The sequence below is a fragment of the Pseudomonas sp. Irchel 3F3 genome (assembly GCF_900187545.1).
Lineage (GTDB): Bacteria > Pseudomonadota > Gammaproteobacteria > Pseudomonadales > Pseudomonadaceae > Aquipseudomonas > Aquipseudomonas fortuita.
Genome location: NZ_FYDS01000012.1, coordinates 143,955 through 168,978 on the forward strand (window position 1 = coordinate 143,955; position 25,024 = coordinate 168,978).

Consider the following 25,024-nt stretch of genomic DNA (forward strand, 5'->3'; position numbering starts at 1 on the left):
GCCTTGTGTCGCGATGGGCTGCAAAGCAGCCCCGGCAATCTCCAAGCAAACCCCTCAATGGGTAGTAAACCTCAGATGTACCGGCGATGAGCTGGGCGTCAGCGCCAATGCCAGCTGGGTACGGTTGTGCATGTGGGTCAGGCGCAAGACCTGCGACACATACAGCTTGACGGTGTTTTCGGTAATGCCCAGTTCGCAGGCGATCTGGTAATTGGTCTTGCCCTTGCTTACCAGGCGCGCAACCTCCAGCTGGCGTGGTGACAGTTTCTCGAACGCCGCTGGCAGCTCACTTTCGCTTTCTTCAGCATCAGTGGCACGCCGGTGCGTCCCTTGACCACGGGCTTTTTCCAGGTCCTGATACAGCTCGTCTACCGACTCGGCCAGCTCCTGCAAACGCTGGTTCAATCCCCCAAGGTCACGGAGGTTGCGCTGGCGCTCCAGCAAGGCCTCTTCCTGCCGGCGTACGCCTTCCAGCAGTTCATCAAGGTCCATCGGTTTCTGGTAGTAGTCGGCAAAGCCTTCGCGTAGCGCCCGGATCACGTCCTGTTTATCGGCACGACCCGTCAACATGATGGCCTCGAACATGCGCTGGCTGCCGTTGAGCTCCTTCAAGGCGCGCACCAGCTCGATGCCATCGCGATCCGGCATGTGCAGGTCACAGATGAGCAGGCCTATAGCCGGGTCTGACACATAGTGCTCGATGGCTTCGTCGGTTGAGTGGGCTGCTACGCAGACATAGCCCTTGGTTTCGAGGAATTCACTCAGCTGTTCGACAATGACCGGTTGGTCATCAACCACCAATACCTTCACTTCACTCACTGGTCTGGACACAATCAACTCCCTGTTCTTATACGGCCCTGCTCCCGTGCCAGACACGCTGGCAGTTTAAAAATAGTCGCACTTTGCGTTTATGTACAAGTTATGTACAAGGCATGGGACCACGGGAGGGATTATTGGATCCACACAGCCGTTAGAAGAAAACCTGCTAACACATAGGGTACAAATGCCTGTTTGTCGCCCATTTCTTCGGTCAGGGCCTGTAATCGCTTTTTCACCTTAGGGTTGAGCAGCGTCCACAGGCGCCGACGGGTGAGCAGCCAGACCAGCACGCTGACACCGGCACCGATGAAGGTACCGAGCACGTATTGCGGGCTGGTGGCCAGCGCCAGGGCGCCCATCAGCTTGACGTCGTCGGCACCGAACCGGCCGAGCATGTAGCCGGGCAAGGTCAGCAGCATGACGATGGCCAGCGCCCAGCCGGCATCGCTGGGCTCGGCACCGATCCAGCTGTGGCCGGTGGCGAACAGCCAGACCAGGGCGCCGGCAGCCACGCCCAGGGTCAGCAGGTTGGATATCTGGCGTTGACGCACATCCTGTTCGGAGCACAAGGCAAGCCACAGCAGGAGAACAATGCTTTGCATTGGCAGGTCGCCTTTCCCAAATGTTGAACACATCTACCCGGTCAGTCAGGTTTCCTTATGTGAAGATAGACAAGAACCTGCGCACGAGTGGCGTTGGAAAGGCAAAAAAGGCGGGGTCAAAATGGATTTTGTCGCTCATGACACCGTTCCGGTGGGTGCTACTGCCTTGTTCGACATTCAAAAGCTGGCGCGGTCACAGTGGGAGCGGGCGCGCCCGCGAAAACGGGCGAAGCCCGTGCCATGCACCGCGGTGTCTGCTTCGCGGGCATGCCCGCTCCCACAGGCGTTGCGGTGCATGCTAAAGCCGCGTTTGAATGTTACTTCTTGCTACCCGGCGGGTAGTTGGCCAGCACCTTGCTCACAGTGTTTTGAATGGCGCTGTTGCGTTCTTCCGGGCTTGGCGGGTAGTTGTTCATGATTTGCTCGGCACTGCCCCGCCACACCAGCTTGCCGTCACGCCCGTCGAACATGTCGACCTGAATGGTGGCGACCTTGTAGTCGACACTGCGGGTTTCGTTGTACATCGGGCCGCCCCAGTAGCCGCCCCAGTAGCCCCCCCAGCCACCGCCGTAGTTGGTGGTGATCTGTTGCTGGCGCTGCTCCACGATCAGGTATGTGCGTACGGTCAGGTCAGGCCGTGCTCCCCCTTGTACCGGGCGCAGGCCGCGCTGGTCGAGCTGGCCAGCCACCGCCTGGCGGATGCGCTGTTCGGTGAGGTCGCTTTTTATGCGTGGGTCGTCCGGGCGGTACTGCAGGCCCGGCTCCTGCCATGCCCAGCTGCGGTAGGCGGCAAAATCGCGGCTGGCATCGAAGTCCTGCTGGACATTATTGCTGGAGCAGGCGGCAAGCAATAACGCGAATGACAGTAGAAGGAGACGGCGCAACATGATGGTTCTCCGTTAGCGATTAACTGGGAGGATAGCCGCTGAGCGCCTTGTGCACAGAATCGCGCAAGGCGCTTTCGCGTTCACGGGGCGAGTCCTTGTCGCTGCTGCTTTCGGCACTGGCGCTCCACACCGGCTGGCCGCTGCGGGCGTCGTACAGGTCGATGCGCACCACCATCACCTCGACCTCATAGGTGCGCACGATGGGCACGCTGGCATAGCCGCCGTAGCCATGGCGATAGCCGCCATAGCCGACACCACCGTAGGGGTAGGGGCCGTAGTAGGGGTCGTAGGTGTCGTAGTCACGCACCTGGCGCAAGCGTTTTTCCAGGCGCATGTTGGCGCTGACCAGCAAATCGCCGGAGGCCCCTCGGGCAGGGCGCAGGCCATGCTGGTCGAGTGCGCCACTGACGGCATCGGCCAGTTGCGCCGGGTCGGCATTGGCCGAGCCGCTGGGCAGCTGGCCGTTGCGCCAGCTCCAGCTGCGGTAGTGCCCGTAATCCCGGGCGGGCGCCGGGTAGGCGCTGGCGTCGAAGGTGGTCGCCGCCTGGGCGGGGGCGGGGGGCAACGGGCGGCTGCTGGCCACATAGGGGTTGCTGCCCTGGCAGGCAGCCAAGGCAAGCGGCAGCAGGGCCAGGCACAGCAGACGGTACGGCATGTATCCTCCCGGCGGGCGGGTCAACGGGGGCGGCAGACCCAGTGCAGGTAACGGCCAAGCCCGGCGAAGCCGGGGTGGCGGCGGTAAGCCAGTTCCATTTCCAGCAGGTCGAGCAGCTCGGCCTTGCCCTGGAAGTCTTTGGGCATGTAATCGTGGAACACCCGCACGCCGCTCTCACTTTCAACCTGCCACATAGAATCAAGTTGCGCCTTGAGCTCGCGTGGATCAAGGGGTTTTTGCGGGGTCAGGCTCTGCTTTTCACCTTCCAGCCGGTTGCTGCGCAATTTGCGGAAATGGCCCTTGAGCAGGTTGCGATAAACCAGCGCGTCGCGGTTGTAGAAGGCCAGTGACAGCCACCCCGAAGGGGCCGTGAGCTGGTGCAGCACGGGCAGGATGCTTTCGGGCTCTGCCAGCCATTCGAGCACAGCATGGCACAGCACCAGGTCGTAGGGCTCGGTCAGTTGGCCGAGCAGGTCTTGCCAAGGGGCCTGGATGAACGTGGCGCTTTGGCCGGCCTCGGCAAAGCGCGCCCGGGCGCTGTCGAGCATAGGGGCGGCGGGTTCGGCCAGGGTCAGGTGGTGGCCGCGCTGGGCAAGCCACAAGGCCATGTGGCCCAGCCCTGCGCCGATATCGAGGATGCGCAGCGGGCGATCGGGCAGCGCCTCGGCCAGGTCGGCCTGCAGCACGGCCAGACGAATCGCGCCCTTGGCGCCGCCGTAGATCTTCTCGGCAAAGCGGGTGGCCAGCTCATCGAAGTGACGGTCGTTCATCGGGCGAAGCGCCTCTCGCTGTCGGCCAGCTTGGCCCGCACCACCTGGTCCATGTCCAGGCCCAGCTCGCTGCACAGCAGCAACAGGTAGAGCACAACATCACCGACTTCCTGGCCGGCGTGGGCGAGTTTGTCGGCAGGCAGCTGGCGCGATTGGTCTTCGCTCAGCCACTGGAAGATTTCCACCAGCTCGGCCATTTCGACGCTGGCCGCCATGGCCAGGTTCTTTGGGCTGTGGAAGCCGCGCCAGTCATTCTCGTCGCGGATCTTGTGCAGGCGTTGGGTGAGTTCTTGCAGGTTCATCGGGGGTCTCCTAATGCTGCATAGCTTCGGCCCAGGCCCGATGCAAAGCAAGCGCAGACCGCTTCTAGAGGGGAGCCCAGCGCCCGACCATATGCAGCACCCCGGCATGCCCATCCAGCCGCAACGCCCCCACAGGCCCTGCCTCACTGGCACTGAGCACCACCTCCGAAGGCAGCCTCACCGGTTTGCGAAAATCCACTTCAAAGGCATAGCCGCTGTGCGGCAGGTGCCCGCGCAGTGCCGCCAGGGCCATGGCCTTGCTCCACATGCCATGGGCAATGGCCGTAGGAAAGCCGAACAGTCGCGCACTGGCGGCACTGAGGTGGATAGGGTTGTAGTCCCCGCACACCTTGGCATAACGCCGGCCTATGTCACTGTCGGCGTACCAGCGGGTGGCCTCGGGCAATGGCTCAGGTTCAACGTCGGCAGGCTCGCCTGCTTCGCCCTCCAGCTTCAAGCCGCGCACCAGCATGCGGCTGGTCTCGCGCCAGAGCAGGCCAATGCCGTCGTTTGCCTCGGTAACCAGGTCGAAGGTGCCGCCCTTGGCATGTGCCTGCAGGTTGTGTGCATACACGGCAAAGCGCAGCCCTTCGATACCACCAAGCGGGCGCAGCACCTCTATGCGGTTGTGCAGATGCACCAGGCCGAGCAGCGGGAAAGGGAAGCCTGGGGCGGTCATCAACTGCAGCTGGAGCGTGAATGCCATGATATGGGGATACGTGCCCGGCAAGCGGCCATCGTCGGTAAAGTGGCAAAGCCGTCGATAAGCTGCCAGGTTGCCCGGCTGAACCGGAATGAAACAGCGCAGGCCATCGTCCGGCAAGCGGTCACCGCTGATGCCGCGCTTGCTGGCTGCACGCAGGTACAGGCTGGCGCGGGTAGCCGGGCTTTGCAGGTCGTGCCAGCTTGTGCTCATGTTCACGCCCCCATCAAGGCTTGGCCGCATACGCGCAGCACTTGGCCGTTGACCGCCCCGGAGCCTGGCTGGCTAAGCCAGGCAATGGCCTCGGCGACGTCCTGCGCCCGCCCGCCCTGGCCCAGCGAGCTCAAGCGCCGCCCGGCCTCGCGCAGGCCCATGGGCATGGCCGCAGTCATGTGGGTTTCGATGAAACCGGGGGCGACCGCGTTGATGCTGCCGCCGTGCGCGGCTAGCAGTGGCGCCCAGGCTTGGGCCAGGCCGATCAGCCCGGCCTTGCTTGCGGCATAGTTGGCCTGCCCACGGTTGCCAGCGATGCCACTGACCGAGGCCAGCAGGGTGATGCGCGCGTTTTCCCCCAGTGCGCCGTTGTCGTACAGCGCCTGGGTCAGTATTTGCGGTGCCTTGAGGTTGACGGCCATGACCGCGTCCCAGTATTCCGGGGTCATGTTGGCCAAGGTCTTGTCGCGGGTGATGCCGGCGTTGTGCACCACGATGTCGATGCCGTCCGGCAGGGCCGCGAGCAGTTGCGTTGCCGCATCGCTGGCGCAGATGTCCAGTGACAACGCCTTGCCACCGAGGCGTGCTGCGAGGGCGTCGAGGTCCTGGCTGGCCTGCGGCACATCGAGCAGCAGCACATCGGCGCCGTCCCGCGCCAGGGTTTCGGCAATGGCCGCGCCGATGCCGCGCGCTGCACCCGTGACTAGGGCGCGACGGCCACCCAGCGGGCGGGTCCAGTCGCCTACCTGGCGGGTACAGGCTTCCAGGCGCAGTACCTGGCCTGAAACAAAGGCACTCTTGGGCGAGAGGAAGAAGCGCAAGGCGCCTTCCAGCTGGTCTTCGGCACCGGGCCCGACATACAGCAGCTGGGCGGTCGCACCGTTGAGCAGTTCCTTGGCCAGCGAGCGGCTGAAGCCTTCGAGGGCCCGTTGGGCCACGCTGGCCAACGGGTTGGCGAGGCTTTCCGGAGCGCGCCCCAGCACCACGATATGGGCGGATGGGGCCAGGCTGCGTAGCAGTGGCTGGAAAAACTCGCGCAACTGCTTCAGCGCATCGCTGTCGGACAGATGACTGGCATCGAACACCACGGCTTTGATTTTCGGCCCCAGGCCGGCTACCCAGGGTTCGGCCTGCAGGTGCTCGGCGTTAAAGCTGTAAAGCGCGTCGGTCAGGCGCGGGGCAATGGCTTCGACCTGGCCGGCCAACGGCCCGCCACCCAGTACCAGGGCCCCTTCAACCGGGCGCAGGCGGCCGGCCTGCCAGCGCTCCAGCGGCGCCGGGCGTGGCAGGCCAAGGGCATCCACGAGGCGGCGGCCGAGGTTGGAGTTGGCAAAACCGAGGTAGCGATCGCTCATGACTGGGTCTCCGCAAAGGCAAGCATGAAAGTGTGGACCAACTTTGTGGCAAGGTCGTTCGAATGCGGTAAAAACACCTAGGCTGTACGGATCAAATTGTTACAGGAGGAACATGTACATGCGTTCACCTCGCCGGGTCGCGATCCTGGGCGGCAATCGAATTCCCTTTGCCCGCTCCAATGGCATCTATGCCACCGCCAGCAACCAGGCAATGCTCACTGTCGCCCTCGAAGGGCTGATCGAGCGTTATCGCCTGCATGGGCTGCGGCTGGGCGAGGTGGTGGCTGGCGCGGTGCTCAAGCATTCCCGTGACATGAACCTGACCCGGGAATGTGTGCTGGGTTCGCGCCTGTCGCCGCAGACCCCGGCCTATGACATCCAGCAAGCCTGCGGCACCGGGCTTGAGGCTGCGCTGCTGGTGGCCAACAAGATTGCCCTGGGGCAGATCGACTGCGGTATTGCCGGCGGCGTAGACAGCACCTCTGATGCACCGATTGCCGTCAACGAAGGCCTGCGCCACATCCTGCTGCAGGCCAATCGTGGCAAAAGCCTGGGCGAGCGACTCAAGCCTTTCCTCAAGCTGCGGCCTCACCATCTGAAACCCGAGTTACCACGCAATGGCGAACCGCGCACAGGGTTATCCATGGGCGAGCATTGCGAGCGCATGGCGCAGGCCTGGCGCATTGGCCGTGCAGAGCAGGACGAGCTTGCATTGCTCAGCCACCAGCAGCTGGCCGCCGCATATGCCGAGGGTTGGCAGGATGACTTGCTGACGCCGTTTCTGTCGCTGACACGGGACAACAACTTGCGTCCCGACTTGACCCTTGAACAGTTGGCCAGGCTCAAGCCCGCCTTCGATCGCAGTGGCCAAGGCACGCTGACGGCGGGTAATTCCACGCCGCTGACCGACGGCGCCTCGGTGGTGTTGCTGGGCACGGAGCAATGGGCTGCGCAGCAAGGGCTTGAGGTGTTGGCTTACCTGGTCGATGGTGAAACTGCGGCAGTGGATTTCGTCACGGGTCGAGAAGGGCTGTTGATGGCGCCGGTGTATGCCGTGCCACGCTTGCTGGCGCGTAATGGCCTGACCCTGCAGGACTTCGATTACTACGAGATCCATGAAGCCTTTGCCGCCCAGGTGCTGTGCACGCTCAAGGCCTGGGAGGATGCCGACTACTGCCGCGAGCGGTTGGGGCTGGATGCGCCGCTTGGGGCGATTGACCGCAGCAAGCTCAACGTCAAGGGCAGCTCGCTGGCGGCTGGGCACCCGTTCGCCGCGACCGGTGGGCGGATATTGGCCAACCTGGCCAAGGTGCTGGCGACGGCGGGGAAGGGGCGCGGGCTGATTTCGATTTGTGCGGCAGGTGGGCAGGGGGTGACTGTTATCGTAGAGCGGTGAGTACCAGAGAAATTGCATTGACCGCTTCGCGGGCAAGCCCGCGAAGAAGGCAGCGCAGGTGCCACAGTCATATCCCCGAGCTGTTAGGCTTGTCTGCTCAGAACGATAAGAAACCGCCATGCCGATCATCGGACGCCCCCGCGCTCTCCCGGCGCTGGACCACTTGCCCAGGCCTCTTTACGCCCGTGCCGAAAGCCTCGGCGCCGGCTCCTGGACCACCCGCCACCAGCACGACTGGGTACAGTTTTCCTACGCCATCAGCGGCGTACTCGGCGTGTACACGCGCGACGGCAGCTACTTTGCGCCGCCCCAGTGGGGGGTGTGGATCCCTGCCGATGCCGAGCACGAGGTGGTCACCTCGATGCAGGCGGAGATGCGCAGCCTGTATGTGCGCCGCGATGCCTGCCCATGGGCACCGGAGCAATGCCGGGTGCTGGAGGTGACACCACTGGCGCGCGAGCTGATCAAGCAGTTCTGCCTGTTCCCGGCTGACTACCCGGAGGGCGATAGCGCCGAGGCGCGTCTGGTGGCAGTGCTGCTGGACCAGCTGCGTACCTTGCCGGAAGTCGGGTTTTCGCTGCCGTTGCCACGCCACCCGGGCTTGCTGGCGCTGTGCAATGGCTTGATCGCCGCACCGGACCAATCGCAGACCTTGCAGCAATGGGCGCGGGAGCTGGCGTGTTCGGAGAAGACGCTGATGCGGCTTTTCCAGCGGGAGACGGGGTTGAGCTTTCGCAACTGGCGGCAGCGCATGCGGCTGTTGTCGTCGCTGGCGTTGCTGGAGGCGGGGGAGAATGTGACCGAGGCGGCGTTGGGGTGTGGGTATGACTCCACCTCGGCTTACATTGCGGCGTTCAAGCAGCTGTTTGGGGCTACCCCTGGCGAGTTGAAACTCTAGGCATGGTCTGCCTGTACCGGCCCTCTCGCCGGCAAGCCAGCTGCCACTGGGATTGCAAAGCCCCTGAGGGCAGCGGGGTCCAGTGGGCGCTGGCTTGCCGGCGACAGGGCCGGTACAGGCAATGCATCAATCAGGTGCGGAACCTGCGCACCAGCGAGTCCAGTTCATTGGACAGCCCAGCCAGGCTCTCGGAGTCCTGTCGCGCCGCCTGGGCCAGTTCGGCCACCAGTTGCGCATCCCCGTGGATCTGGCTGATGTGCCGGTTGATGTCTTCGGCCACCTGGTGTTGTTCCTCGGCCGCCGTGGCGATCTGCGTGTTCATGTCACGAATCACATCCACCGACTCACGGATTTGCCCGAAGCTGTCGCGGGCCAGGCCGATACGGCTCACCGACTGCTGCGACACTTCCAGGCTGGCATGCATCTGCTCGGCCACTTCGGCCGTGCGGCTGGCCAGGTTGCCCAACAGGCCGTCGATTTCGGCAGTGGAGTCGGCAGTGCGCTTGGCCAGGGCCCGCACTTCGTCGGCCACCACGGCAAAGCCACGGCCCTGTTCACCGGCACGGGCGGCTTCGATGGCAGCATTGAGGGCCAGCAGGTTGGTCTGTTCGGCAATCGAGCGGATGGTACCGAGGATCGACTGGATGGCGTTGCTGTCACGCTCCAGTTGCTGGATCGACTGCGCAGATTGTTCGATTTCCTGGCTCAGGCGGTCGACGCTTTGCACCGCGGCATCGATCTGCTGCTGGCCTTCGCGGGCTTGCTGCTGACCGCTGTCGGCCGACTGCGCCGCCTGGCTGCAGGAGCGCGCCACTTCGTTGGCGGTGGCGACCATTTCGTGAAAGGCGGTTGACACCATGTCCACGGCTTCGCGCTGGCGGCCTGCGGCTTCGGCCATGTCGCTGGAAACACGGGTGGAGCTGCTGGAGGTGCTGAGGATCTTGCCGGCAGCAGCGCCGATGTGCTGGATCAGGCTGCGAATGGCGCCGAGGAACTGGTTGAACCAGCTGGCCAGTTGCGCGGTTTCGTCGCGGCCACGGATTTCCAGGTTGCGGGTCAGGTCGCCTTCACCTTGGGCAATGTCTTCCAGGCCATTGGTGACGCTGTTGATCGGGCGCACGATCAGTTTGGCGAAAGCCGCACCGACCACGGCGAACAGCACGGCCAGCACCAAGGCGATGACGCCGATCAGCCAGGTCAGCCGGGTGGTGTTCTGCATCACTTCGCTTTGTTCGATCAGGCCGATGAAGGTCCAGCCCAGTTGTTCGTCGGGGTAGACGTTAGCCATGTAGCGCACGCCATTGAGCTCTACCTCCACCAGGCCTTTGCCGGCCTTGGCCAGTGCGGCATAACCGTCGCCGAAGCTGGCCAGCTGCTTGAAATTGTGAGCGGCGTCGCGAGGGTCGACCATGACGTTGCCGTTGCTTTCAACCAGCATCAGGTAGCCGCTTTCACCCAGCTTGATCTGTTTGACGATCTCGGTCAGGCCCTTGAGCGATACGTCGATGTTGACCACGCCGCCGGGGTTGCCCAGCTGGTTCGCCACGGCCCGCACGGTGCTGACCAGCACCGCGTCGTCGGCGGCCCAGTAGTAGGCACCGGTACGCACGGTCTTGCCCGGGTTGGCCATGGCCAATTGGTACCAAGGGCGGGTGCGTGGGTCGTAATTGACGAACTTTTGCCCGGCTGGCCAGCCGGTGTAGCCGCCATCGTTCACCCCGTAAGAGAGGTAGGCATAGGAGGGGTGTGCGTTGGCCAGACGGGTCATGAAATCAAGGAGCTTGCTGGCTTGCTCGCCCAGTTCGTAGGACGGGGCGGCGCTCATGTACTTGTTCAGCTCGCTGCCGGTGGCGGCGACCATTGGCTGGGAAGCCATGTACTCGACGTTCTGGTTGATGCCCTGGAAGAAGATGTTCATCGCGTTGCTGACCTGGCGGATTTCCCGGCTGCTACCGTCGAGGAATCCGTCGCGGGCTTCACCACGCAGGTTGAGGACCACCAGCGTGGCCACGAGGACAATGGGCAAGCCGGCGATGACCGCGAATGCCCAGGTCAATTTCTGTTTGATGCTCATCGACGCTCCCGGAATTTTTATTGTCGACCCACGAGGCAGGTAGCCAATACATCGGCAGCATCCCGGTTTTATGAAGCAAAACCCCCGTATTTATTGGATAAAGTCGCAGTTGGTGACTATTCGGTCGTGTTTGGACACTTTTGGCATACCAAACGCGGGTGAACGATCAGCGACAGCAGCTTTCAGCAGCTCCATTGGCCAAGTCTTTGAGGATAGGGCAGTCCGGGCGGTCGTCCCCCTGGCAATGCGAAACCAGCTCGCCGAGGGTATCGCGCAGGCTCACCAGCTCTTCGATGCGCCGGTTCAGCTCATTGATGTGCTGCATGGCCAGCGCTTTCACATCGGCGCTGGCACGTTGGCGGTCCTGCCACAGGGTCAGCAGCTTGCCGACCTCTTCCAGGGAAAAGCCCAAGTCGCGTGACCGCTTGATGAAGGCCAGGCTGTGCAAGTCTTCTGCCTGGTACAGGCGGTAGCCGCTGTCGCTGCGCGTGGCAGGCTTGAGCAGGCCGATGGATTCGTAATAACGGATCATCTTGGTGCTAAGCCCGCTGCGGCGGGCGGCCTGGCCGATGTTCATGGCGCCTCCTCGGTGGTGCTGGTGGGTTTCCATGCCTTGAGCCACAGCGCGTTGCTGACCACGCTGACGCTGGACAAGGCCATGGCGGCGCCGGCCAGTACCGGGTTGAGGTAACCCAGCGCCGCCAGCGGGATGCCGACCAGGTTATAGATGAACGCCCAGAACAGGTTCTGGCGGATCTTGGCGTAGGTCTTGCGGCTGATTTCCAGGGCTGCAGGCACCAGGCGCGGGTCACCTCGCATCAGGGTGATGCCGGCGGCCTGCATGGCCACGTCGGTACCGCCACCCATGGCAATGCCGATATCGGCGGCGGCCAGGGCCGGGGCGTCGTTGATGCCATCGCCGACCATGGCGACCACGCCATTTTGCTTGAGCGCAGCCACGGTGGCGGCCTTGTCTGCGGGCAGCACTTCGGCATGGACATCATCGATGCCCAGGGCGTCAGCCACCACGTTGGCGCTGCCGCGGTTGTCGCCGGTCAGCAGGTGGCTGCTGATGTGCTGTGCGCGCAGGGTGTCGATAGCCTGCGCGGCGCCGGGCTTGAGGCTGTCACCAAAGGCGAACAGGCCCAGCACACGAGGTTGAGTGCCGCGTTCAATCAACCACGACAGGGTGCGCCCTTCTGCTTCCCAGGCCTGGGCCTTGGCGGCCAGGTCACCGGGCTGCAGAGCGCTTTCGTCGAGCAGGCGGCGGTTGCCCAGGGCGAGCTCGCGGTCCTCTACACGCCCGGCGATGCCGCGACCGGTCAGCGACTGGCTGCCGGTGACAATTGGCACCTCCAACCCCTGATCGGCGCAGGCATCCAGCACCGCCTTGGCCAGTGGATGCTCGCTGCCGCGCTGCAGGGCACCGGCCAGACGGTGCAGGTTGGCACTGCTGCCTACTTGCGCCTGGCTGTGGACCACCCGTGGGCTGCCGGAGGTAAGCGTGCCGGTCTTGTCGAAGACCACGCAGTTGACCGCATGGGCACGCTCCAGGGCTTCGGCGTCCTTGATCAGGATGCCATGGCGGGCGGCAACCCCGGTGCCGGCCATGATTGCTGCAGGCGTGGCCAGGCCAAGGGCGCAGGGGCAGGCGATGACCAGCACCGCTACGGCGTTGATCAGCGCGGTTTCCAGCGGTGCGCCGGCCAGCCACCAGCCGATCAGGGTGATCAGTGCCAGCACCAGCACAGCCGGGACGAACACTTGGCTGACCCGGTCGACCAGCTTCTGGATCGGCGCCTTGGCGGCCTGGGCGTCTTCGACCAGGCGGATGATACGGGCCAGCACGGTTTCGGTGCCCAGCGCCTGGGTGCGCACGAGCAACCGGCCTTCGCCATTGATGGCACCACCGGTGACACTGTCGCCGGGTTGCTTGGGCACCGGCAGGCTCTCGCCGCTGATCAGGGCTTCATCGGCATGGCTGCTGCCGTCCTCGACCACACCATCGACCGGGAACCGCTCGCCGGGCTTGACCAGTACCAGGTCGCCCAGGCGCAGCTGGGCGATGGCCACATCTTGCTCCTGGCCGTCGACGATACGCACGGCGCGTTCCGGTCGCAGCGCTTCAAGAGCGCGGATGGCACTCGCGGTCTGGCGTTTGGCACGGCTCTCCAGGTACTTGCCCAGCAGCACCAGGGCAATCACCACGGCCGAGGCCTCAAAGTACAGGTGTGGGACCATGCCGGCAGGCGCCTGCGCCCACTGGTACAGGCTCAAGCCGTAGCCTGCGCTGGTGCCCAGGGCCACCAGCAGGTCCATGTTGCCGGCACCGGCGCGCACGGCCTTCCAGGCCGCTACGTAGAAGCGTGCGCCGAGTATGAACTGCACGGGTGTGGCCAGCAGGAACTGCGCCCACGCGGGCAACATCCAGTGCAGGCCGAACGGCTGCACCAGCATTGGCAGTACCAGTGGCAGGGCCAACAGCAAGGCTGCGCCGACCGCCAGGCGCTCATTGCGCAATTTGCGCTGGGCAGCGTTTTGTTCGTCTTTGACCGTTTGCGGCAGGCTGGCGCTATAGCCGGCCTTTTGCACCGCGTCGATCAGCAGGCTGTCGTCGAGGGCCTCGAGCACCTTGAGGTGCGCGCGTTCGCTGGCGAGGTTGACGCTGACCTGCTCGACCCCGGGCAGCTTGCCCAGGGCGCGCTCCACGCGGCCGACGCAGCTGGCGCAGGTCATGCCGCCAATTTGCAATTCGACAGTACGGCTGGGCACGCTGTAGCCGGCTTCGCGCACGGCGTCGACCAGGGCGGGCAGGCTGTTGGCCGGGGCCTGGACCCGGGCCTGTTCGGTGGCGAGGTTGACGCTGACCTGTTCAGCGCCGGTGACCTTGCGCAGGGCGCGCTCGACCCGGCCGGCACAGCTGGCGCAGGTCATGCCGGCGATCGGCAGGTCATACGTGGTGGATGCGGGCATGGCTCTCCTCCTTGGACAGGCCTCCAGCATCAACCTTGCCATGCAGGTAAGGTCAATAGCCCAGGCCGGCTCGCTTCAACTCCAACCCATATTGCCCCATGGCGATGCGGTATTTGTTGATCTGGCCCGACTGCAAGTTCAAACGTGTGCTGCGTTGATCTTCGATACCCTGTGCACAGCCTGGCACCTGCCCTGGTAGCAGGCGCAGGCGCACATCCACCGGGCCGGGCGGCAGGTTGAAGGAGGTGGACTGCTCCTGGAACACGCGCCCGGAAAGCTGATCGTTGAGGTAGACGCCGATTTCGCAGTTGGTGGCCACTTCCAGGCGTTCCCGGGAGATGATCAGTACGCTGTAGTCCGAGTTGCCCTCGGCGCTGGCCGGTGGCACCACAGCCAGAGTGCTCAATAGCCCGACCACGCCCAATGCTGCCCTGAACATGAAGAATCTCCTGCTTGCCTGATCGTCAAACGCGAAGCTTGGCCGACGCGGGCGCGGATTTCCAGCCCAGGTGTTGCTGGCAGGGCTTGACCTTGCCCCGATGGCAAGCTTGAGACTCGTTGAAAACCTGAAGGAGGCAACCCCCATGCAAGTGTTCAATGTACAAGGCATGACCTGTGGCCATTGCGTGAAAGCCGTGACCCGCGCGGTGCAGGAGCAGGATGCAGCGGCCAAGGTCGAGATCGACCTGGCAGCCAAGCAGGTACGAGTGCAGAGTGAACTGGGGCAGGAGCAGATCCTTACCGCCATTCGTGATGAAGGTTATCAGGCCGAACTCGCCTGAAGACTTGCCAGTGGGAGACTCACCTGTGGGAGCGGGCGTGCCCGCGAACACCGGCGTAGCCGGTGCCATCCACCGCGTTGCCTGATTCGCAGGCACGCCCGGTCCCACAGGGACTACGGCAGTTTTCAGGTTCCGAGCGAGGCAGTTGTCCTCGCAACGCGCAGGTTTGTTGCAAATGTTTTCAGCCTGGTAGGCCCCACAGCAGGTAGAATTGTGCACTTGCTTAGCCTGCTATGGATTCCTGATGAACCTGCGAATGGTGCTCATCCTGGGTGCACTCAGTGCGTTCGGGCCCTTGGCGATCGACTTTTACCTGCCCGCCTTCCCGGCCATGGCGCAGGCGTTCGCCACCGATGAAAAACACATCCAGGCCACTTTGGCCGCCTACTTCCTCGGCCTGTCTATCGGCCAGTTGGCCTATGGCCCGGTAGCCGACCGCTTTGGCCGGCGCATACCGCTGATGTTCGGGGTAACCCTGTTCACCCTGGCGTCGCTGGCCTGTGCCTATGCCCCCAACCTCGACACCCTGGTGCTGGCACGCTTCGTCCAGGCTTTGGGTGGTTGTGCCGGCATGGTGCTGTCGCGGGCCATCGTCAGCGACAAGTGCGACCCGGTGGCCTCGGCCAAGGTGTTTTCGCAACTGATGCTGGTCATGGGGCTGGCGCCGATCCTGGCACCGATGCTGGGCGGGGTGCTGGTGAACCTCGCGGGCTGGCAGTCGATTTTCCTGGCCTTGAGCCTGTTCAGTGCCGGCTGCCTGCTGGCGGTCAGCCTGGGCCTGCCGGAAAGCCTGCCTGCGCACATGCCGCGTCAGCCGCTGTCTGGCGCTTTGCGCCAATACCTGCGGTTGCTGGCTGACCGGTTGTTCCTTGGCCATGCGTTGACCGGCGGCATCGCCATTGCCGGCATGTTTGCCTACATCGCTGGTTCGCCTTTCGTGTTCATCAAGCTGTATGACGTGCCGGCCGAGCACTACGGCTGGCTGTTCGGCACCAACGCTGCCGGCTTTATCCTGGTGGCGCAGGTGAATGCACGTTTGTTGGCCAAGCGTGGGCCGGCGTTTCTGTTGGCGCGCGGGGTGTGGGTGTACCTGGCGGCAGGCTTGGCGCTGTTGGGTGTGGCTGCCTTGCAGCCGACACAGTTGTGGCCGCTGCTGGTACCGCTATTCATCTGCATCGCCAGCCTGGGCTGCATCATCCCTAACGCCTCTGCATGCGCGATGAGCGGGCAGGGTGCGCGGGCTGGCAGCGCCTCGGCACTGATGGGCTGCTTGCAGTTCAGCGTCGCCGCAGGCGCGGCGGCACTGGTCGGTGTGCTGCATGATGGCAGTGCGGTACCGATGGCGATGGTGATCAGCGTGTGCGGTGCACTGGCGGTCAGTGTCTCGCTGCTGACCCGGCGCTTGCAGGCCAGGCGTCCCGCATAAGCGGGTGAGGTGCCTGCAGGCGGGTTTCCAGCGTGGCGACAAAGGCCCGCGCCTCAGCCTCGCTGCGGAAACTGACCACGTGTTGATCGAGCTGGACCTGCCAGGGGCAGGCAGGGTTTCGGCTCGATGCGCTGACGACAATTTTCATCGCGGCATACCTCCAGAAGGGGGGAGCCGCTCAAGTGTAGCGCTGCCCCTCTAGCCTGCCACGAGCTGTATCCGTGTCCTGACTGACGGTCGACAGGCGCATTTTCCACACCACGTTTCCTGCTTTGGGCGTAATGCCCGCAAATCTGCAGAACCTTCGCTTCGTTTCGCGCTATTTGTGGAACATCGCTGTAGGCCGTATCTGAAATTGCAGGGCGTCTGTTTTTATCAAGATATTTCAGCCCCACTGCGAGCGTATGTGAGAGCGTTGACTGACCGGGCTTCGGGCAGTTTTGCAAGGCCGTTTCACTGGTTGCCATGGGTAGGCATACCCAGTGGCTTTACGCCGTAGGTGCGTCGGTACCTGGTCGCCTGAACGGCGTTTTCTGCGGCCTATACTGGCGACCCGGGCCAGTGACAGCGAGAGGCGCTGCCCTGCCAGAGTTGGCCATCGCATCCACACAGTGAACTTGCAGGGAGTTACAGGGATATGAACGCAGCCAGCAGTATCAGCCAGATTGCCAGCCTGATGGCCGACCCCAAGCGTAGTGCCATGTTGTGGGCACTGATCGATGGTACGCCGCGGCTGGCCAATGAGCTCGCCATAATGACCGGCCTGACCTCGTCATCGGCGTGCGCGCACCTTTCGTTACTGTCGTCGGCCGGTTTGCTCAGGCATGAAGCGCGGGGCCGCAAGCGATATTTTCGCCTGGCGACACCGCAGGTGGGGGCAGCCGTGGAGGCCCTGGCCAGCGTTCAGTTGGAGAGCGCCAGAGGGGCGCGTGCCAAGGCGCCGGTCTCACCGCTGCCCATGTCGATGCGCCGGGCGCGCCGTTGTGGCGATCACCTTGGCGGGGAACTGGCCAGCGAGCTGTACCATCGACTGGTGGTGGCCGGCTGGCTGGAAGGTAGCGGTCGACAGTTGATGGTCAGTGACGAGGGGCGTTTACAGTTGGCCTCGGTCGGGGTCTACATCGATGCCTTGGCGCCCCACCAGCAACGTGGTTGCGTGATTTGCCGTTGCACCGAGTGGGACGACCAGGCCCCGCACTTGGGCGGTGTGCTGGGCCAGGCACTGTTCAGGCTATTCCTGCAATCGGGCTGGATGCGTGAGGCCGAGGACACGCGGGCATTGCATATCTCGGCGCTGGGCATCCAGCAGATCAATCGCATAGCCCGCGTGGCAACGTTGCAGGTTGGGTAAGCGCAACGCCGTCGTGCAATCAGACCAGCCGGGCATCCAGGCTGTTCTGCGCCAGGCGACGGGCCTGGTCTTCAGTCATGCCCAGATGGGTGTGCAGGGCGTGGAAGTTTTCCGTCACGTAGCCGCCGAAGTAGGCCGGGTCGTCCGAGTTCACCGTGACCTTCACGCCGCGCTCCAGCATGTCCAGGATGTTGTGCTGGCTCATATGGTCGAACACGCAAAGCTTGGTGTTGGACAGCGGGCACACTGTGAGCGGGATCTGCTCATCGATGATGCGTTGCATCAGGCGCTCGTCTTCGATGGCGCGTACGCCGTGGTCGATACGCTTGATTTGCAGCAGGTCCAGCGCTTCCCAGATGTACTCGGGCGGGCCTTCTTCGCCGGCATGGGCAACGGCAACAAAGCCTTCGTTGCGGGCACGGTCGAAAACGCGCTGGAATTTGCTCGGCGGGTGGCCCATTTCCGAGCTGTCCAGGCCAACGGCAATGAACGCTTCGCGGAACGGCAGGGCCTGGTCGAGGGTTTTTTGCGCTTCCTCTTCACTGAGGTGGCGCAGGAAACTGAGGATCAGGCCACTGCTGATGCCCAGCTGCTTGCGGCCATCCTTCAGCGCCTGGTTGATGCCATTGAGCACCACCTCGAAGGGGATGCCGCGGTCGGTGTGTGTTTGCGGGTCGAAGAACGGTTCGGTGTGGATCACGTTCTGGGCTTTGCAGCGTTGCAGGTAGGCCCAGGTCAGGTCGTAAAAGTCCTGCTCGGTACGCAGCACATCTGCGCCCTGGTAATACAGGTCGAGGAACTCCTGCAGGTTGTTGAAGGCATAGGCACCGCGCAAGGTCTCCACATCGGCCCAGGGCAGGGCAATCTTGTTGCGCTCGGCCAGGGCGAACAGCAACTCAGGCTCCAGCGAGCCCTCCAGGTGCAGGTGCAGTTCGGCCTTGGGCAGGGCGTTCAACCAGTCATACATAGTGGATCATCTCAATCAGGTACGGTTGCCGCCATTCTACAGGGCCTGGCCGGGCATTGCGCCCGGCCAGGCTGCGACCCGGTGAATCACCAGACCAAGGGTTCGCCCTTGTAGTTGATGAAGCGCAGGCCGCCGGTGCCGCTTTGTGCATTGATCTGGTCGAGCATGCCGCGGGTGCTGGTGAACACGTCAATTTCGGCGTTTTCGCCACCCATGTCGGTTTTCACCCAGCCCGGATGCATGGCCAGTACGCACAGGTCGGGGCGCTGTTGCTCGACCACGAAGCTGTTGATCATTGAGTTCAGCGCTGCCTTGCTGGCCTTGTACAGGCAGATTTCACCACCGTCGGGGATGGTCACGCTGCCCAGGATCGAACTCATGAAGGCCAGCACGCCGCTGCCTTCGCGTAACTGGCCCACCAGGCGACGGGCCACGCGGATCGGGGCCACGGCATTGGTCATGAACAAGTCGCCGATGTCGCTGCGCTGTACCGTTTCCAGGTTTTGCGGCAGGGGCCCCATGACGCCCGCGTTAACGAACACCAGATCGAACACTTGGCCATGCAGGCGTTGTTGCAAGCCATCGAGCTGGGCGGTGTCGTTCATTTCCAGCTGTTCGATGCGCACGCCAGGCACGTCTGCCAGGGCGCGGGGTTGCTGCGGGTTGCGCACGGTGGCGGTGATGTTCCAGCCGTCTTCGTTCAGGCGCTGCACCAGGCCAAGGCCAAGCCCGCGCGAAGCGCCAATGATAAGTGCGGTTTTTGCGTTAGCCATGTGAACGCGCTCCATGGTCGGTGGTAGGGAAAGGTATTGAGGATAATGCACAGCGGCAGTCACTGCCTTGCCAATGGCTGTATAAAAAGTGATCAGCTGCCCCCGGGCCTTGCCTGGCCGGGCGTTGCGCCTGTTGGCGCACGGGTTATCCACAAGCTGGTCCACAGTTATTGTGTGCAAGCTCAGGGCGGTGCAGGCCCGCCCGTCGGGTTGCGTACTGGGGATAACTCTTGGGCTTTCAGCACTTTGCGGCTGTCATCAAACGGTGATCAAAATATGATCAAAGCTCTGCAGGCTGTGAAAACTGAAGCCTGCAAGCGATTGCCCCAAGCTTATCCACAGGCGGGCCCACAGTTGTTGTGGGCAATGTTCAGCGTGCTTCGAGCAGGATGCGCCCGCGGCTCAGGTCAGCCAGTTGCTGCTGCAGCGGCGCCAGGTGGGCGTCACCGAGTGCAATCAGCAGGTCGACGCCATTGGCAGTGAACTGTTCATCCAGTACCAGGCCGTCGACCTCCGCCAGCCGAAGTTTTACCAGCGCAAGTTCGCTGAAACTGCAGCTGCAGGTGAATTCGCTGCGCTGCACCAGCAGCCGCTTGGGCGCCTGTTGCAGGCACTTGTTGGCGCCGCCGCCATAGGCCCTGGCCAGGCCACCAGTGCCCAGCTGGATGCCGCCGTACCAGCGGATCACCAGCACCACGACCTGGTCGCAGTCCTGCGCTTCGATAGCGGCCAGGATCGGCCTGCCTGCGGTCCCGCCGGGTTCGCCGTCATCGCTGCTGCGGTACTGCGCGCCGAGCTTCCAGGCCCAGCAGTTGTGAGTGGCAGCCAGGTCGCTGTGGCGTTCGATGAAACTCATCGCATCGGCAGCACTGCTGATCGGCCCGGCAAGGGTGATGAAGCGGCTTTTGCGTATTTCCTCGCGGTATTCGCAGAGGTCGAGCAGGGTAGAAGGCATAAATGATGGTTACACAGCCGGCTTGATGCCGCAGCCCTTCAGAATGATGTGGATAAGGTTGTTGCTCGCCTCTTCCATGTCCTGCTTGGTCAGGCGGCTGCGGCCGGTGACCTGGCAGATCTGGGTGGCGAAGTCGGCGTAGTGCTGGGTACTGCCCCACAGCAGGAAGATCAGGTGCACCGGATCGACCGGGTCCATCTTGCCCGCATCGATCCACGCCTGGAACACGGCAGCCCGGCCACGGAACCACTCGCGGTAGTCGGCACTGAAGTATTCGGTCAGGCAGGTGCCGCCGCTGATCACTTCCATGGCGAAAATCCGCGAAGCCTGTGGGTTGCGCCGGGAGAACTCCATCTTGGTGCGGATGTACTGGCTCAGGGCTTCCCCCGGGTCGTCATCGACGCTCAAGGCGTTGAAGGTGCTGTCCCACAATTCGATGATGTTGCTGAGCACGGCAATGTACAGGCCCAGCTTGTTGGTGAAGTAGTAGTGCAGGTTGGCCTTGGGCAGTTCCGCCTTGAGGGCGATGGTGTTCATGCTGGTGCCCTTGAACCCATGGCGAGCGAACTCGTCTTCGGCTGCCTGGATAATGGCCTGTTCGTTTTTCTGGCGGATTCGGCCCGCGGGCTTGCCCGAGGCGGAGAGGCGGTGCGCAGGGACTTCTAGGGTCATGGACGATTCCGTACGGGTCAGTGGCTGCGGCTGTCGGACAAGATTACCTGCCTGCGCCGAAGTGACAAGCGTTTGCGGCAGAGACTGGCATCAACGTGTCGCAGCCAGGCTCTCCAGGAAGCTTTCCAGGACCAGGTTCGGCCGCCGGCCCTTGCGGGTTACCCAGCTCAGGCTCAGGTCATAGAAGCGCTGTTGGGGTTTGAGGGCACGCAAGCGGCCTTGCTGCACCCAGAACGTGGCGTAGTGGTCGGGCAGGTAGCCGATGTAGCGCCCGGTGAGGATCAGAAACGCCATGCCTTCGCGGTCCGAAGCACTGGCCGTGCAGTTCAACGCCTGGTAATGGGCCTGGATGTCGGCTGGCAGGCGGAAGGTGGGGGTAATGGCTTCCTGGCTGTTGAGGCGGTCGTCGTCGACCTGCTGGTCATCGGCATAGAACAGCGGGTGCCCAACGGCGCAGTACAACAGCGAGCGTTCGCTGTACAACGGTTGGTACTCAAGGCCCGACAGCGGGCTGGTCTGGGGTACCACACCGACATGCAGGCTGCCGTCGAGCACGCCATGTTCGACCTGGCTGGGGGCGATCATGCGGATCTGGATACGCACCTCGGGCCCACGGTCCTTGAGTTCGGCCAGGGCATGAGTGATGCGCATGTGCGGCAGGGTGACCAGGTTATCGGTAAGGCCAATGTTCAATTCGCCACGCAAGTGCTGGTGCAGGCCGTTTACCTCGGTGCGAAAGCTTTCCAGGGCGCTTAGCAGTTGCAGTGCCGAATGGTAGACCTCGCGGCCTTCCTCGGTCAGCGAGAAACCGGCGCGGCCGCGCTGGCACAGGCGCAACCCCAGGCGTTGCTCAAGGTCGTTCATTTGCTGGCTGATGGCCGAGCGGCCAATGCCCAGCACGTTTTCGGCGGCCGAGAAGCCGCCGCATTCGACCACGCTGCGGTAGATCTTCAGCAGGCGGATGTCGAAATCGCTGACTTGGGCGAGTGGATCGGGGCGTCGGCTCATCAGTTTAGTCACGGCCTGTCTGAAGATTAGAAATGTTGGCTTTTTCGGACTTTATCGCCGTGCCAATTTAGCTGCAACAACATCCATCGTTGCCTAATCGTCTTTCGAGGAACCGCCGATGAACATGCCCGAAACCGCTACCGTCGGTATCGCCAGCCAGCTCAAGCTGGATGCCCACTGGATGCCCTACACCGCCAACCGCAACTTCCACCGTGACCCACGGTTGATCGTGGCGGCCGAAGGCAACTATTTGGTCGATGACCAAGGGCGCAAGATCTTTGATGCCCTGTCGGGTCTGTGGACTTGCGGCGCCGGGCACACCCGCAAGGAAATCACCGACGCGGTGACCCGCCAGCTGAGTACTCTGGATTACTCTCCGGCGTTTCAGTTTGGCCACCCGCTGTCGTTCCAGCTGGCCGAGAAGATCACCCAGCTGACCCCTGGTGAACTGAATCACGTCTTTTATACCAACTCCGGTTCCGAGTGCGCCGATACCGCGCTGAAGATGGTCCGTGCCTACTGGCGCCTGAAAGGCCAGGCGACCAAGACCAAGATCATTGGCCGTGCCCGTGGCTATCACGGCGTGAACATCGCTGGTACCAGCCTGGGTGGCGTCAACGGTAACCGCAAGATGTTCGGCCAGTTGCTTGATGTCGACCACCTGCCTCACACCGTACTGCCGGTGAACGCCTTCTCCAAGGGGCTGCCAGAAGAGGGCGGTATTGCCCTGGCGGACGAAATGCTCAAGCTGATCGAGCTGCACGATGCCTCCAACATCGCTGCGGTGATCGTTGAGCCGCTGGCCGGCTCGGCCGGTGTACTGCCGCCGCCGAAGGGTTACCTGAAGCGCCTGCGTGAAATCTGCACCCAGCACAACATCCTGCTGATCTTCGACGAAGTGATCACCGGCTTCGGCCGCATGGGGGCGATGACCGGCGCCGAAGCGTTCGGCGTGACCCCGGACCTGATGTGCATCGCCAAGCAGGTAACCAACGGCGCCATCCCGATGGGCGCGGTGATTGCCAGCAGCGAGATCTATCAGACTTTCATGAACCAGCCGACCCCTGAATACGCCGTAGAATTCCCGCACGGCTACACCTATTCGGCTCACCCGGTAGCCTGCGCCGCCGGTATCGCCGCGCTGGACCTGTTGCAGAAGGAAAACCTGGTGCAGTCCGCCGCCGAGCTGGCGCCGCACTTCGAGAAGCTGCTGCACGGCGTGAAAGGCACCAAAAACGTCGTTGATATCCGTAACTACGGCTTGGCCGGCGCCATTCAGATCGCCGCCCGTGACGGTGATGCCATTGTCCGCCCTTACGAAGTGGCGATGAAGTTGTGGAAGGCAGGCTTCTATGTACGCTTCGGTGGCGACACCCTGCAGTTCGGCCCAACATTCAACACCACGCCGCAGCAACTGGATCGCCTGTTCGACGCCGTTGGCGAAAACCTGAACCTGATCGACTGATCTTTCCGATTTTGATGCCAGGCGCGTGCACGTGTCCCGCGCCTGCATTTACCTTCTTTATCTGGAGTTTTGCATGAGCATTGTTCAGCACCTGATCCATGGCGAGCTGGTTTCCAAGGGTGAGCGCACCGCCGATGTCTTCAACCCGTCCACCGGCCAGGCTGTGCGCAAGGTCGAATTGGCCAGCCGCGCGACCGTGCAAGAAGCGATCGACTCCGCCAAAGCGGCCTTCCCGGCCTGGCGCAACACCCCGCCGGCCAAGCGCGCCCAGGTGATGTTCCGCTTCAAGCAATTGCTGGAGCAGAACGAAGCCAAGATTTCGCAGATGATCAGCGAAGAGCATGGCAAGACCCTGGAAGACGCAGCCGGCGAACTGAAGCGCGGTATCGAGAACGTTGAGTTCGCCTGCGCAGCACCAGAAGTGTTGAAGGGCGAGTACAGCCGCAACGTCGGCCCGAACATCGATGCCTGGTCCGACTTCCAGCCGTTGGGCGTGGTCGCTGGCATCACCCCGTTCAACTTCCCGGCCATGGTGCCGCTGTGGATGTACCCCCTGGCTATCGCCTGCGGCAACGCTTTCATCCTCAAGCCTTCCGAGCGTGACCCGAGCTCGACCCTGTACATCGCCCAGCTGCTGCTGGAAGCCGGCCTGCCGAAGGGCATCCTGAACGTGGTGCACGGCGACAAGGAAGCGGTGGATGCGCTGATCGAAGCGCCTGAAGTAAAAGCACTGAGCTTCGTCGGTTCAACGCCGATCGCCGAATACATCTATGCCGAAGGCACCAAGCGCGGCAAGCGCGTACAAGCCTTGGGTGGCGCGAAGAACCACGCAGTACTGATGCCGGATGCCGACCTGGACAACGCCGTCAGCGCACTGATGGGTGCCGCCTACGGTTCGTGCGGCGAGCGTTGCATGGCTATTTCGGTGGCGGTCTGCGTGGGCGATCAGGTGGCCGATGCCCTGATTGCCAAACTGGAGCCGCAGATCAAGGCACTGAAGATTGGTGCCGGCACTTCGTGTGGCCTGGACATGGGCCCTCTGGTGACTGCTGCTGCCCGTGACAAGGTAGTGGGTTATATCGATGACGGTGTTGCTGCTGGTGCCAAGCTGGTGGTAGATGGCCGTGGTTTGCGTGTGGCCGGCAATGAAGATGGCTACTTCGTGGGTGGCACCCTGTTCGACAAGGTGACCCCGCAGATGCGCATCTATAAAGAAGAGATCTTTGGCCCGGTGCTGTGTGTAGTGCGTGTGAACAGCCTGGAGCAGGCCATGCAGCTGATCAATGATCACGAGTATGGCAACGGTACCTGCATCTTTACCCGTGACGGTGAAGCGGCGCGCCTGTTCTGCGACGAGATCGAAGTGGGCATGGTCGGTGTAAACGTGCCGCTGCCGGTCCCGGTGGCCTATCACAGCTTTGGCGGCTGGAAGCGTTCGCTGTTCGGTGATCTGCATGCTTATGGGCCGGATGGGGTGCGCTTCTATACCCGTCGCAAAGCGATTACCCAGCGCTGGCCGCAGCGTTCCAGCCATGAAGCGTCGCAGTTTGCATTCCCTAGCCTTTAAGGTAGGTCAATAACGCGGGGAGGCCGAAAGGCCTCCCCGCTTTGTTTTTCAGCAATATCAGGGTTTCTTGAAATTAAAGGTTGACGCCCTTCTGAATCCCCTTATAATGCGCCCCACTTCCAGCGACATCGGAACGACAAACTCCTTGAGATTCAATGAGTTAAGTAGTTAAGGTGGCGTTGAAAGGGCTACGATCGAAAGATCGCAAGCGGTTGAAATGGTGGTTGACAGCGCTTCTAAACGCTGTATGATTCACCTCCCGCTACGAGAGATCGCAGCGAGTTAAGTGTTTGAAGCTAAACGAGTTTCTCGCAAAAAACTTCAAAATAAACGCTTGACAGGCTCTGAGGAAAGCGTAGAATGCGCGCCTCGGTTGAGACGAAAAGCTCTTAACCAAACGCTCTTTAACAA

25 protein-coding genes and 1 pseudogene are annotated in these 25,024 nt (G+C 62.8%); 7 read left to right on the plus strand and 19 right to left on the minus strand.

Translation table 11 applies throughout. From position 1 onward, the window contains the following. Positions 1 to 54: 54 nt before the first annotated feature. The 8 genes from CKW35_RS23640 to CKW35_RS23675 all read right to left on the minus strand — a co-directional run bounded on the left by CKW35_RS23640 (position 55) and on the right by CKW35_RS23675 (position 6,306). Positions 55 to 831: a response regulator transcription factor gene (locus CKW35_RS23640; RefSeq protein WP_031312056.1), complete on the minus strand. Its 777-nt coding sequence runs from the start codon at positions 829 to 831 to the stop codon at positions 55 to 57. A 119-nt stretch (positions 832 to 950) separates the two neighbouring features. Next, entirely contained in the window at positions 951 to 1,421 is a 471-nt protein-coding gene (locus CKW35_RS23645; RefSeq protein WP_016484750.1) for a prepilin peptidase, read from the minus strand. A gap of 317 nt (positions 1,422 to 1,738) precedes the next feature. Continuing rightward, a complete protein-coding gene (locus CKW35_RS23650) occupies positions 1,739 to 2,308 on the minus strand; it encodes a DUF4136 domain-containing protein (protein ID WP_023048318.1) in 570 nt (189 codons plus the stop codon). A gap of 19 nt (positions 2,309 to 2,327) precedes the next feature. Further along, the gene (locus CKW35_RS23655; RefSeq protein ID WP_070086865.1) at positions 2,328 to 2,963 is read right to left on the minus strand and encodes a DUF4136 domain-containing protein; all 636 of its coding nucleotides are present in this window, start codon (positions 2,961 to 2,963) and stop codon (positions 2,328 to 2,330) included. A 20-nt stretch (positions 2,964 to 2,983) separates the two neighbouring features. After that, positions 2,984 to 3,733: a methyltransferase gene (locus tag CKW35_RS23660; RefSeq protein WP_016484753.1), complete on the minus strand. Its 750-nt coding sequence runs from the start codon at positions 3,731 to 3,733 to the stop codon at positions 2,984 to 2,986. Continuing rightward, positions 3,730 to 4,035, minus strand: coding sequence for a MazG-like family protein (locus CKW35_RS23665; RefSeq protein WP_016484754.1), 306 nt, complete (start codon positions 4,033 to 4,035; stop codon positions 3,730 to 3,732). The genes CKW35_RS23660 and CKW35_RS23665 overlap by 4 nt, the downstream gene beginning before the upstream one ends. A gap of 64 nt (positions 4,036 to 4,099) precedes the next feature. Then, positions 4,100 to 4,951, minus strand: a complete 852-nt coding sequence (locus tag CKW35_RS23670) for a MaoC/PaaZ C-terminal domain-containing protein (protein WP_095117007.1) — start codon at positions 4,949 to 4,951, stop codon at positions 4,100 to 4,102. Between the two features lie 2 nt (positions 4,952 to 4,953). Beyond that, the gene (locus CKW35_RS23675; protein ID WP_095117009.1) at positions 4,954 to 6,306 is read right to left on the minus strand and encodes a 3-oxoacyl-ACP reductase; all 1,353 of its coding nucleotides are present in this window, start codon (positions 6,304 to 6,306) and stop codon (positions 4,954 to 4,956) included. 118 nt (positions 6,307 to 6,424) lie between these two features. On the opposite strand from CKW35_RS23675, the gene CKW35_RS23680 reads away from it, so the two are divergent. Both CKW35_RS23680 and CKW35_RS23685 read left to right on the plus strand, forming a co-directional pair. Next, positions 6,425 to 7,702: an acetyl-CoA C-acetyltransferase gene (locus CKW35_RS23680; RefSeq protein WP_060519246.1), complete on the plus strand. Its 1,278-nt coding sequence runs from the start codon at positions 6,425 to 6,427 to the stop codon at positions 7,700 to 7,702. Between the two features lie 118 nt (positions 7,703 to 7,820). Next, positions 7,821 to 8,600 carry a helix-turn-helix transcriptional regulator gene (locus CKW35_RS23685; RefSeq protein WP_016484758.1) on the plus strand — a complete coding sequence of 260 codons (780 nt, stop codon included), beginning with the start codon at positions 7,821 to 7,823 and terminating at the stop codon, positions 8,598 to 8,600. Between the two features lie 130 nt (positions 8,601 to 8,730). On the opposite strand, the gene CKW35_RS28950 is transcribed toward CKW35_RS23685, so the two are convergent. The 5 genes and pseudogenes from CKW35_RS28950 to CKW35_RS23705 all read right to left on the minus strand — a co-directional run bounded on the left by CKW35_RS28950 (position 8,731) and on the right by CKW35_RS23705 (position 14,086). Next, entirely contained in the window at positions 8,731 to 9,498 is a 768-nt protein-coding gene (locus tag CKW35_RS28950; RefSeq protein WP_371855233.1) for a methyl-accepting chemotaxis protein, read from the minus strand. A 90-nt stretch (positions 9,499 to 9,588) separates the two neighbouring features. Beyond that, positions 9,589 to 10,674: pseudogene (locus CKW35_RS28955) on the minus strand (sensor histidine kinase); the annotation flags it as partial. Between the two features lie 166 nt (positions 10,675 to 10,840). Further along, positions 10,841 to 11,251, minus strand: coding sequence for a Cu(I)-responsive transcriptional regulator (gene cueR / locus CKW35_RS23695; RefSeq protein WP_016484760.1), 411 nt, complete (start codon positions 11,249 to 11,251; stop codon positions 10,841 to 10,843). Further along, the gene (locus CKW35_RS23700; protein WP_095117011.1) at positions 11,248 to 13,647 is read right to left on the minus strand and encodes a heavy metal translocating P-type ATPase; all 2,400 of its coding nucleotides are present in this window, start codon (positions 13,645 to 13,647) and stop codon (positions 11,248 to 11,250) included. Before CKW35_RS23700 ends, cueR begins: the two co-directional genes overlap by 4 nt. Positions 13,648 to 13,699: 52 nt before the next feature. Further along, positions 13,700 to 14,086, minus strand: a complete 387-nt coding sequence (locus CKW35_RS23705) for a hypothetical protein (RefSeq protein ID WP_016484762.1) — start codon at positions 14,084 to 14,086, stop codon at positions 13,700 to 13,702. A 145-nt stretch (positions 14,087 to 14,231) separates the two neighbouring features. Between CKW35_RS23705 and CKW35_RS23710 the strand changes: the two genes are divergently transcribed. After that, the gene (locus CKW35_RS23710; RefSeq protein ID WP_016484763.1) at positions 14,232 to 14,429 is read left to right on the plus strand and encodes a heavy-metal-associated domain-containing protein; all 198 of its coding nucleotides are present in this window, start codon (positions 14,232 to 14,234) and stop codon (positions 14,427 to 14,429) included. Positions 14,430 to 14,673: 244 nt separating this feature from the next. Further along, positions 14,674 to 15,855 carry a multidrug effflux MFS transporter gene (locus CKW35_RS23715; protein ID WP_095117013.1) on the plus strand — a complete coding sequence of 394 codons (1,182 nt, stop codon included), beginning with the start codon at positions 14,674 to 14,676 and terminating at the stop codon, positions 15,853 to 15,855. Here CKW35_RS23715 and CKW35_RS28695 read toward each other — a convergent pair. Further along, a complete protein-coding gene (locus CKW35_RS28695) occupies positions 15,806 to 16,003 on the minus strand; it encodes a hypothetical protein (protein WP_080640992.1) in 198 nt (65 codons plus the stop codon). The two genes, CKW35_RS23715 and CKW35_RS28695, sit on opposite strands and share 50 nt — an antisense overlap. 489 nt (positions 16,004 to 16,492) lie before the next feature. Between CKW35_RS28695 and CKW35_RS23725 the strand changes: the two genes are divergently transcribed. Continuing rightward, a complete protein-coding gene (locus tag CKW35_RS23725; RefSeq protein ID WP_016484765.1) occupies positions 16,493 to 17,206 on the plus strand; it encodes a helix-turn-helix transcriptional regulator in 714 nt (237 codons plus the stop codon). A gap of 19 nt (positions 17,207 to 17,225) precedes the next feature. Here CKW35_RS23725 and CKW35_RS23730 read toward each other — a convergent pair whose 3' ends face one another. From CKW35_RS23730 to CKW35_RS23750, 5 genes are all read right to left on the minus strand, one after another. Continuing rightward, entirely contained in the window at positions 17,226 to 18,173 is a 948-nt protein-coding gene (locus CKW35_RS23730; protein WP_016484766.1) for an adenosine deaminase, read from the minus strand. A gap of 86 nt (positions 18,174 to 18,259) precedes the next feature. Next, complete coding sequence (locus tag CKW35_RS23735) at positions 18,260 to 18,946, minus strand: SDR family oxidoreductase (protein ID WP_095117015.1); 687 nt, start codon at positions 18,944 to 18,946, stop codon at positions 18,260 to 18,262. A 370-nt stretch (positions 18,947 to 19,316) separates the two neighbouring features. Then, complete coding sequence (locus CKW35_RS23740) at positions 19,317 to 19,901, minus strand: YigZ family protein (RefSeq protein ID WP_016484768.1); 585 nt, start codon at positions 19,899 to 19,901, stop codon at positions 19,317 to 19,319. A 9-nt stretch (positions 19,902 to 19,910) separates the two neighbouring features. Beyond that, the gene (locus tag CKW35_RS23745; protein WP_016484769.1) at positions 19,911 to 20,573 is read right to left on the minus strand and encodes a TetR/AcrR family transcriptional regulator; all 663 of its coding nucleotides are present in this window, start codon (positions 20,571 to 20,573) and stop codon (positions 19,911 to 19,913) included. Positions 20,574 to 20,663: 90 nt separating this feature from the next. Then, positions 20,664 to 21,584 (minus strand): LysR family transcriptional regulator, encoded by a 921-nt coding sequence (locus tag CKW35_RS23750; protein WP_024717596.1) that lies wholly within the window; start codon positions 21,582 to 21,584, stop codon positions 20,664 to 20,666. A 115-nt stretch (positions 21,585 to 21,699) separates the two neighbouring features. Between CKW35_RS23750 and CKW35_RS23755 the strand changes: the two genes are divergently transcribed. Both CKW35_RS23755 and CKW35_RS23760 read left to right on the plus strand, forming a co-directional pair. Next, entirely contained in the window at positions 21,700 to 23,046 is a 1,347-nt protein-coding gene (locus CKW35_RS23755; RefSeq protein WP_016484771.1) for an aspartate aminotransferase family protein, read from the plus strand. 73 nt (positions 23,047 to 23,119) lie between these two features. Further along, positions 23,120 to 24,613 (plus strand): CoA-acylating methylmalonate-semialdehyde dehydrogenase, encoded by a 1,494-nt coding sequence (locus tag CKW35_RS23760; protein ID WP_016484772.1) that lies wholly within the window; start codon positions 23,120 to 23,122, stop codon positions 24,611 to 24,613. The last annotated feature ends 411 nt before the right edge of the window (positions 24,614 to 25,024 follow it).

Excerpts from the sequence above, each read along its gene's own strand:
- CKW35_RS23680 (WP_060519246.1), top strand. The coding sequence starts at position 6,425 with ATGCGTTCACCTCGCCGGGTCGCGATCCTGGGCGGCAATCGAATTCCC.
- CKW35_RS23730 (WP_016484766.1), bottom strand. The coding sequence starts at position 18,173 with ATGTATGACTGGTTGAACGCCCTGCCCAAGGCCGAACTGCACCTGCAC.
- CKW35_RS23665 (WP_016484754.1), bottom strand. The coding sequence starts at position 4,035 with ATGAACCTGCAAGAACTCACCCAACGCCTGCACAAGATCCGCGACGAG.
- CKW35_RS23740 (WP_016484768.1), bottom strand. The coding sequence starts at position 19,901 with ATGCCTTCTACCCTGCTCGACCTCTGCGAATACCGCGAGGAAATACGC.
- CKW35_RS23650 (WP_023048318.1), bottom strand. The coding sequence starts at position 2,308 with ATGTTGCGCCGTCTCCTTCTACTGTCATTCGCGTTATTGCTTGCCGCC.
- CKW35_RS23645 (WP_016484750.1), bottom strand. The coding sequence starts at position 1,421 with ATGCAAAGCATTGTTCTCCTGCTGTGGCTTGCCTTGTGCTCCGAACAG.
- CKW35_RS23710 (WP_016484763.1), top strand. The coding sequence starts at position 14,232 with ATGCAAGTGTTCAATGTACAAGGCATGACCTGTGGCCATTGCGTGAAA.
- CKW35_RS23660 (WP_016484753.1), bottom strand. The coding sequence starts at position 3,733 with ATGAACGACCGTCACTTCGATGAGCTGGCCACCCGCTTTGCCGAGAAG.
- CKW35_RS23745 (WP_016484769.1), bottom strand. The coding sequence starts at position 20,573 with ATGACCCTAGAAGTCCCTGCGCACCGCCTCTCCGCCTCGGGCAAGCCC.
- CKW35_RS23725 (WP_016484765.1), top strand. The coding sequence starts at position 16,493 with ATGAACGCAGCCAGCAGTATCAGCCAGATTGCCAGCCTGATGGCCGAC.
- CKW35_RS23760 (WP_016484772.1), top strand. The coding sequence starts at position 23,120 with ATGAGCATTGTTCAGCACCTGATCCATGGCGAGCTGGTTTCCAAGGGT.
- CKW35_RS23705 (WP_016484762.1), bottom strand. The coding sequence starts at position 14,086 with ATGTTCAGGGCAGCATTGGGCGTGGTCGGGCTATTGAGCACTCTGGCT.
- CKW35_RS23700 (WP_095117011.1), bottom strand. The coding sequence starts at position 13,647 with ATGCCCGCATCCACCACGTATGACCTGCCGATCGCCGGCATGACCTGC.
- CKW35_RS23735 (WP_095117015.1), bottom strand. The coding sequence starts at position 18,946 with ATGGCTAACGCAAAAACCGCACTTATCATTGGCGCTTCGCGCGGGCTT.
- CKW35_RS23755 (WP_016484771.1), top strand. The coding sequence starts at position 21,700 with ATGAACATGCCCGAAACCGCTACCGTCGGTATCGCCAGCCAGCTCAAG.
- CKW35_RS23670 (WP_095117007.1), bottom strand. The coding sequence starts at position 4,951 with ATGAGCACAAGCTGGCACGACCTGCAAAGCCCGGCTACCCGCGCCAGC.
- CKW35_RS23655 (WP_070086865.1), bottom strand. The coding sequence starts at position 2,963 with ATGCCGTACCGTCTGCTGTGCCTGGCCCTGCTGCCGCTTGCCTTGGCT.
- CKW35_RS23675 (WP_095117009.1), bottom strand. The coding sequence starts at position 6,306 with ATGAGCGATCGCTACCTCGGTTTTGCCAACTCCAACCTCGGCCGCCGC.
- CKW35_RS28695 (WP_080640992.1), bottom strand. The coding sequence starts at position 16,003 with ATGAAAATTGTCGTCAGCGCATCGAGCCGAAACCCTGCCTGCCCCTGG.
- CKW35_RS28950 (WP_371855233.1), bottom strand. The coding sequence starts at position 9,498 with ATGGCCGAAGCCGCAGGCCGCCAGCGCGAAGCCGTGGACATGGTGTCA.
- CKW35_RS23685 (WP_016484758.1), top strand. The coding sequence starts at position 7,821 with ATGCCGATCATCGGACGCCCCCGCGCTCTCCCGGCGCTGGACCACTTG.
- CKW35_RS23715 (WP_095117013.1), top strand. The coding sequence starts at position 14,674 with ATGAACCTGCGAATGGTGCTCATCCTGGGTGCACTCAGTGCGTTCGGG.
- cueR (WP_016484760.1), bottom strand. The coding sequence starts at position 11,251 with ATGAACATCGGCCAGGCCGCCCGCCGCAGCGGGCTTAGCACCAAGATG.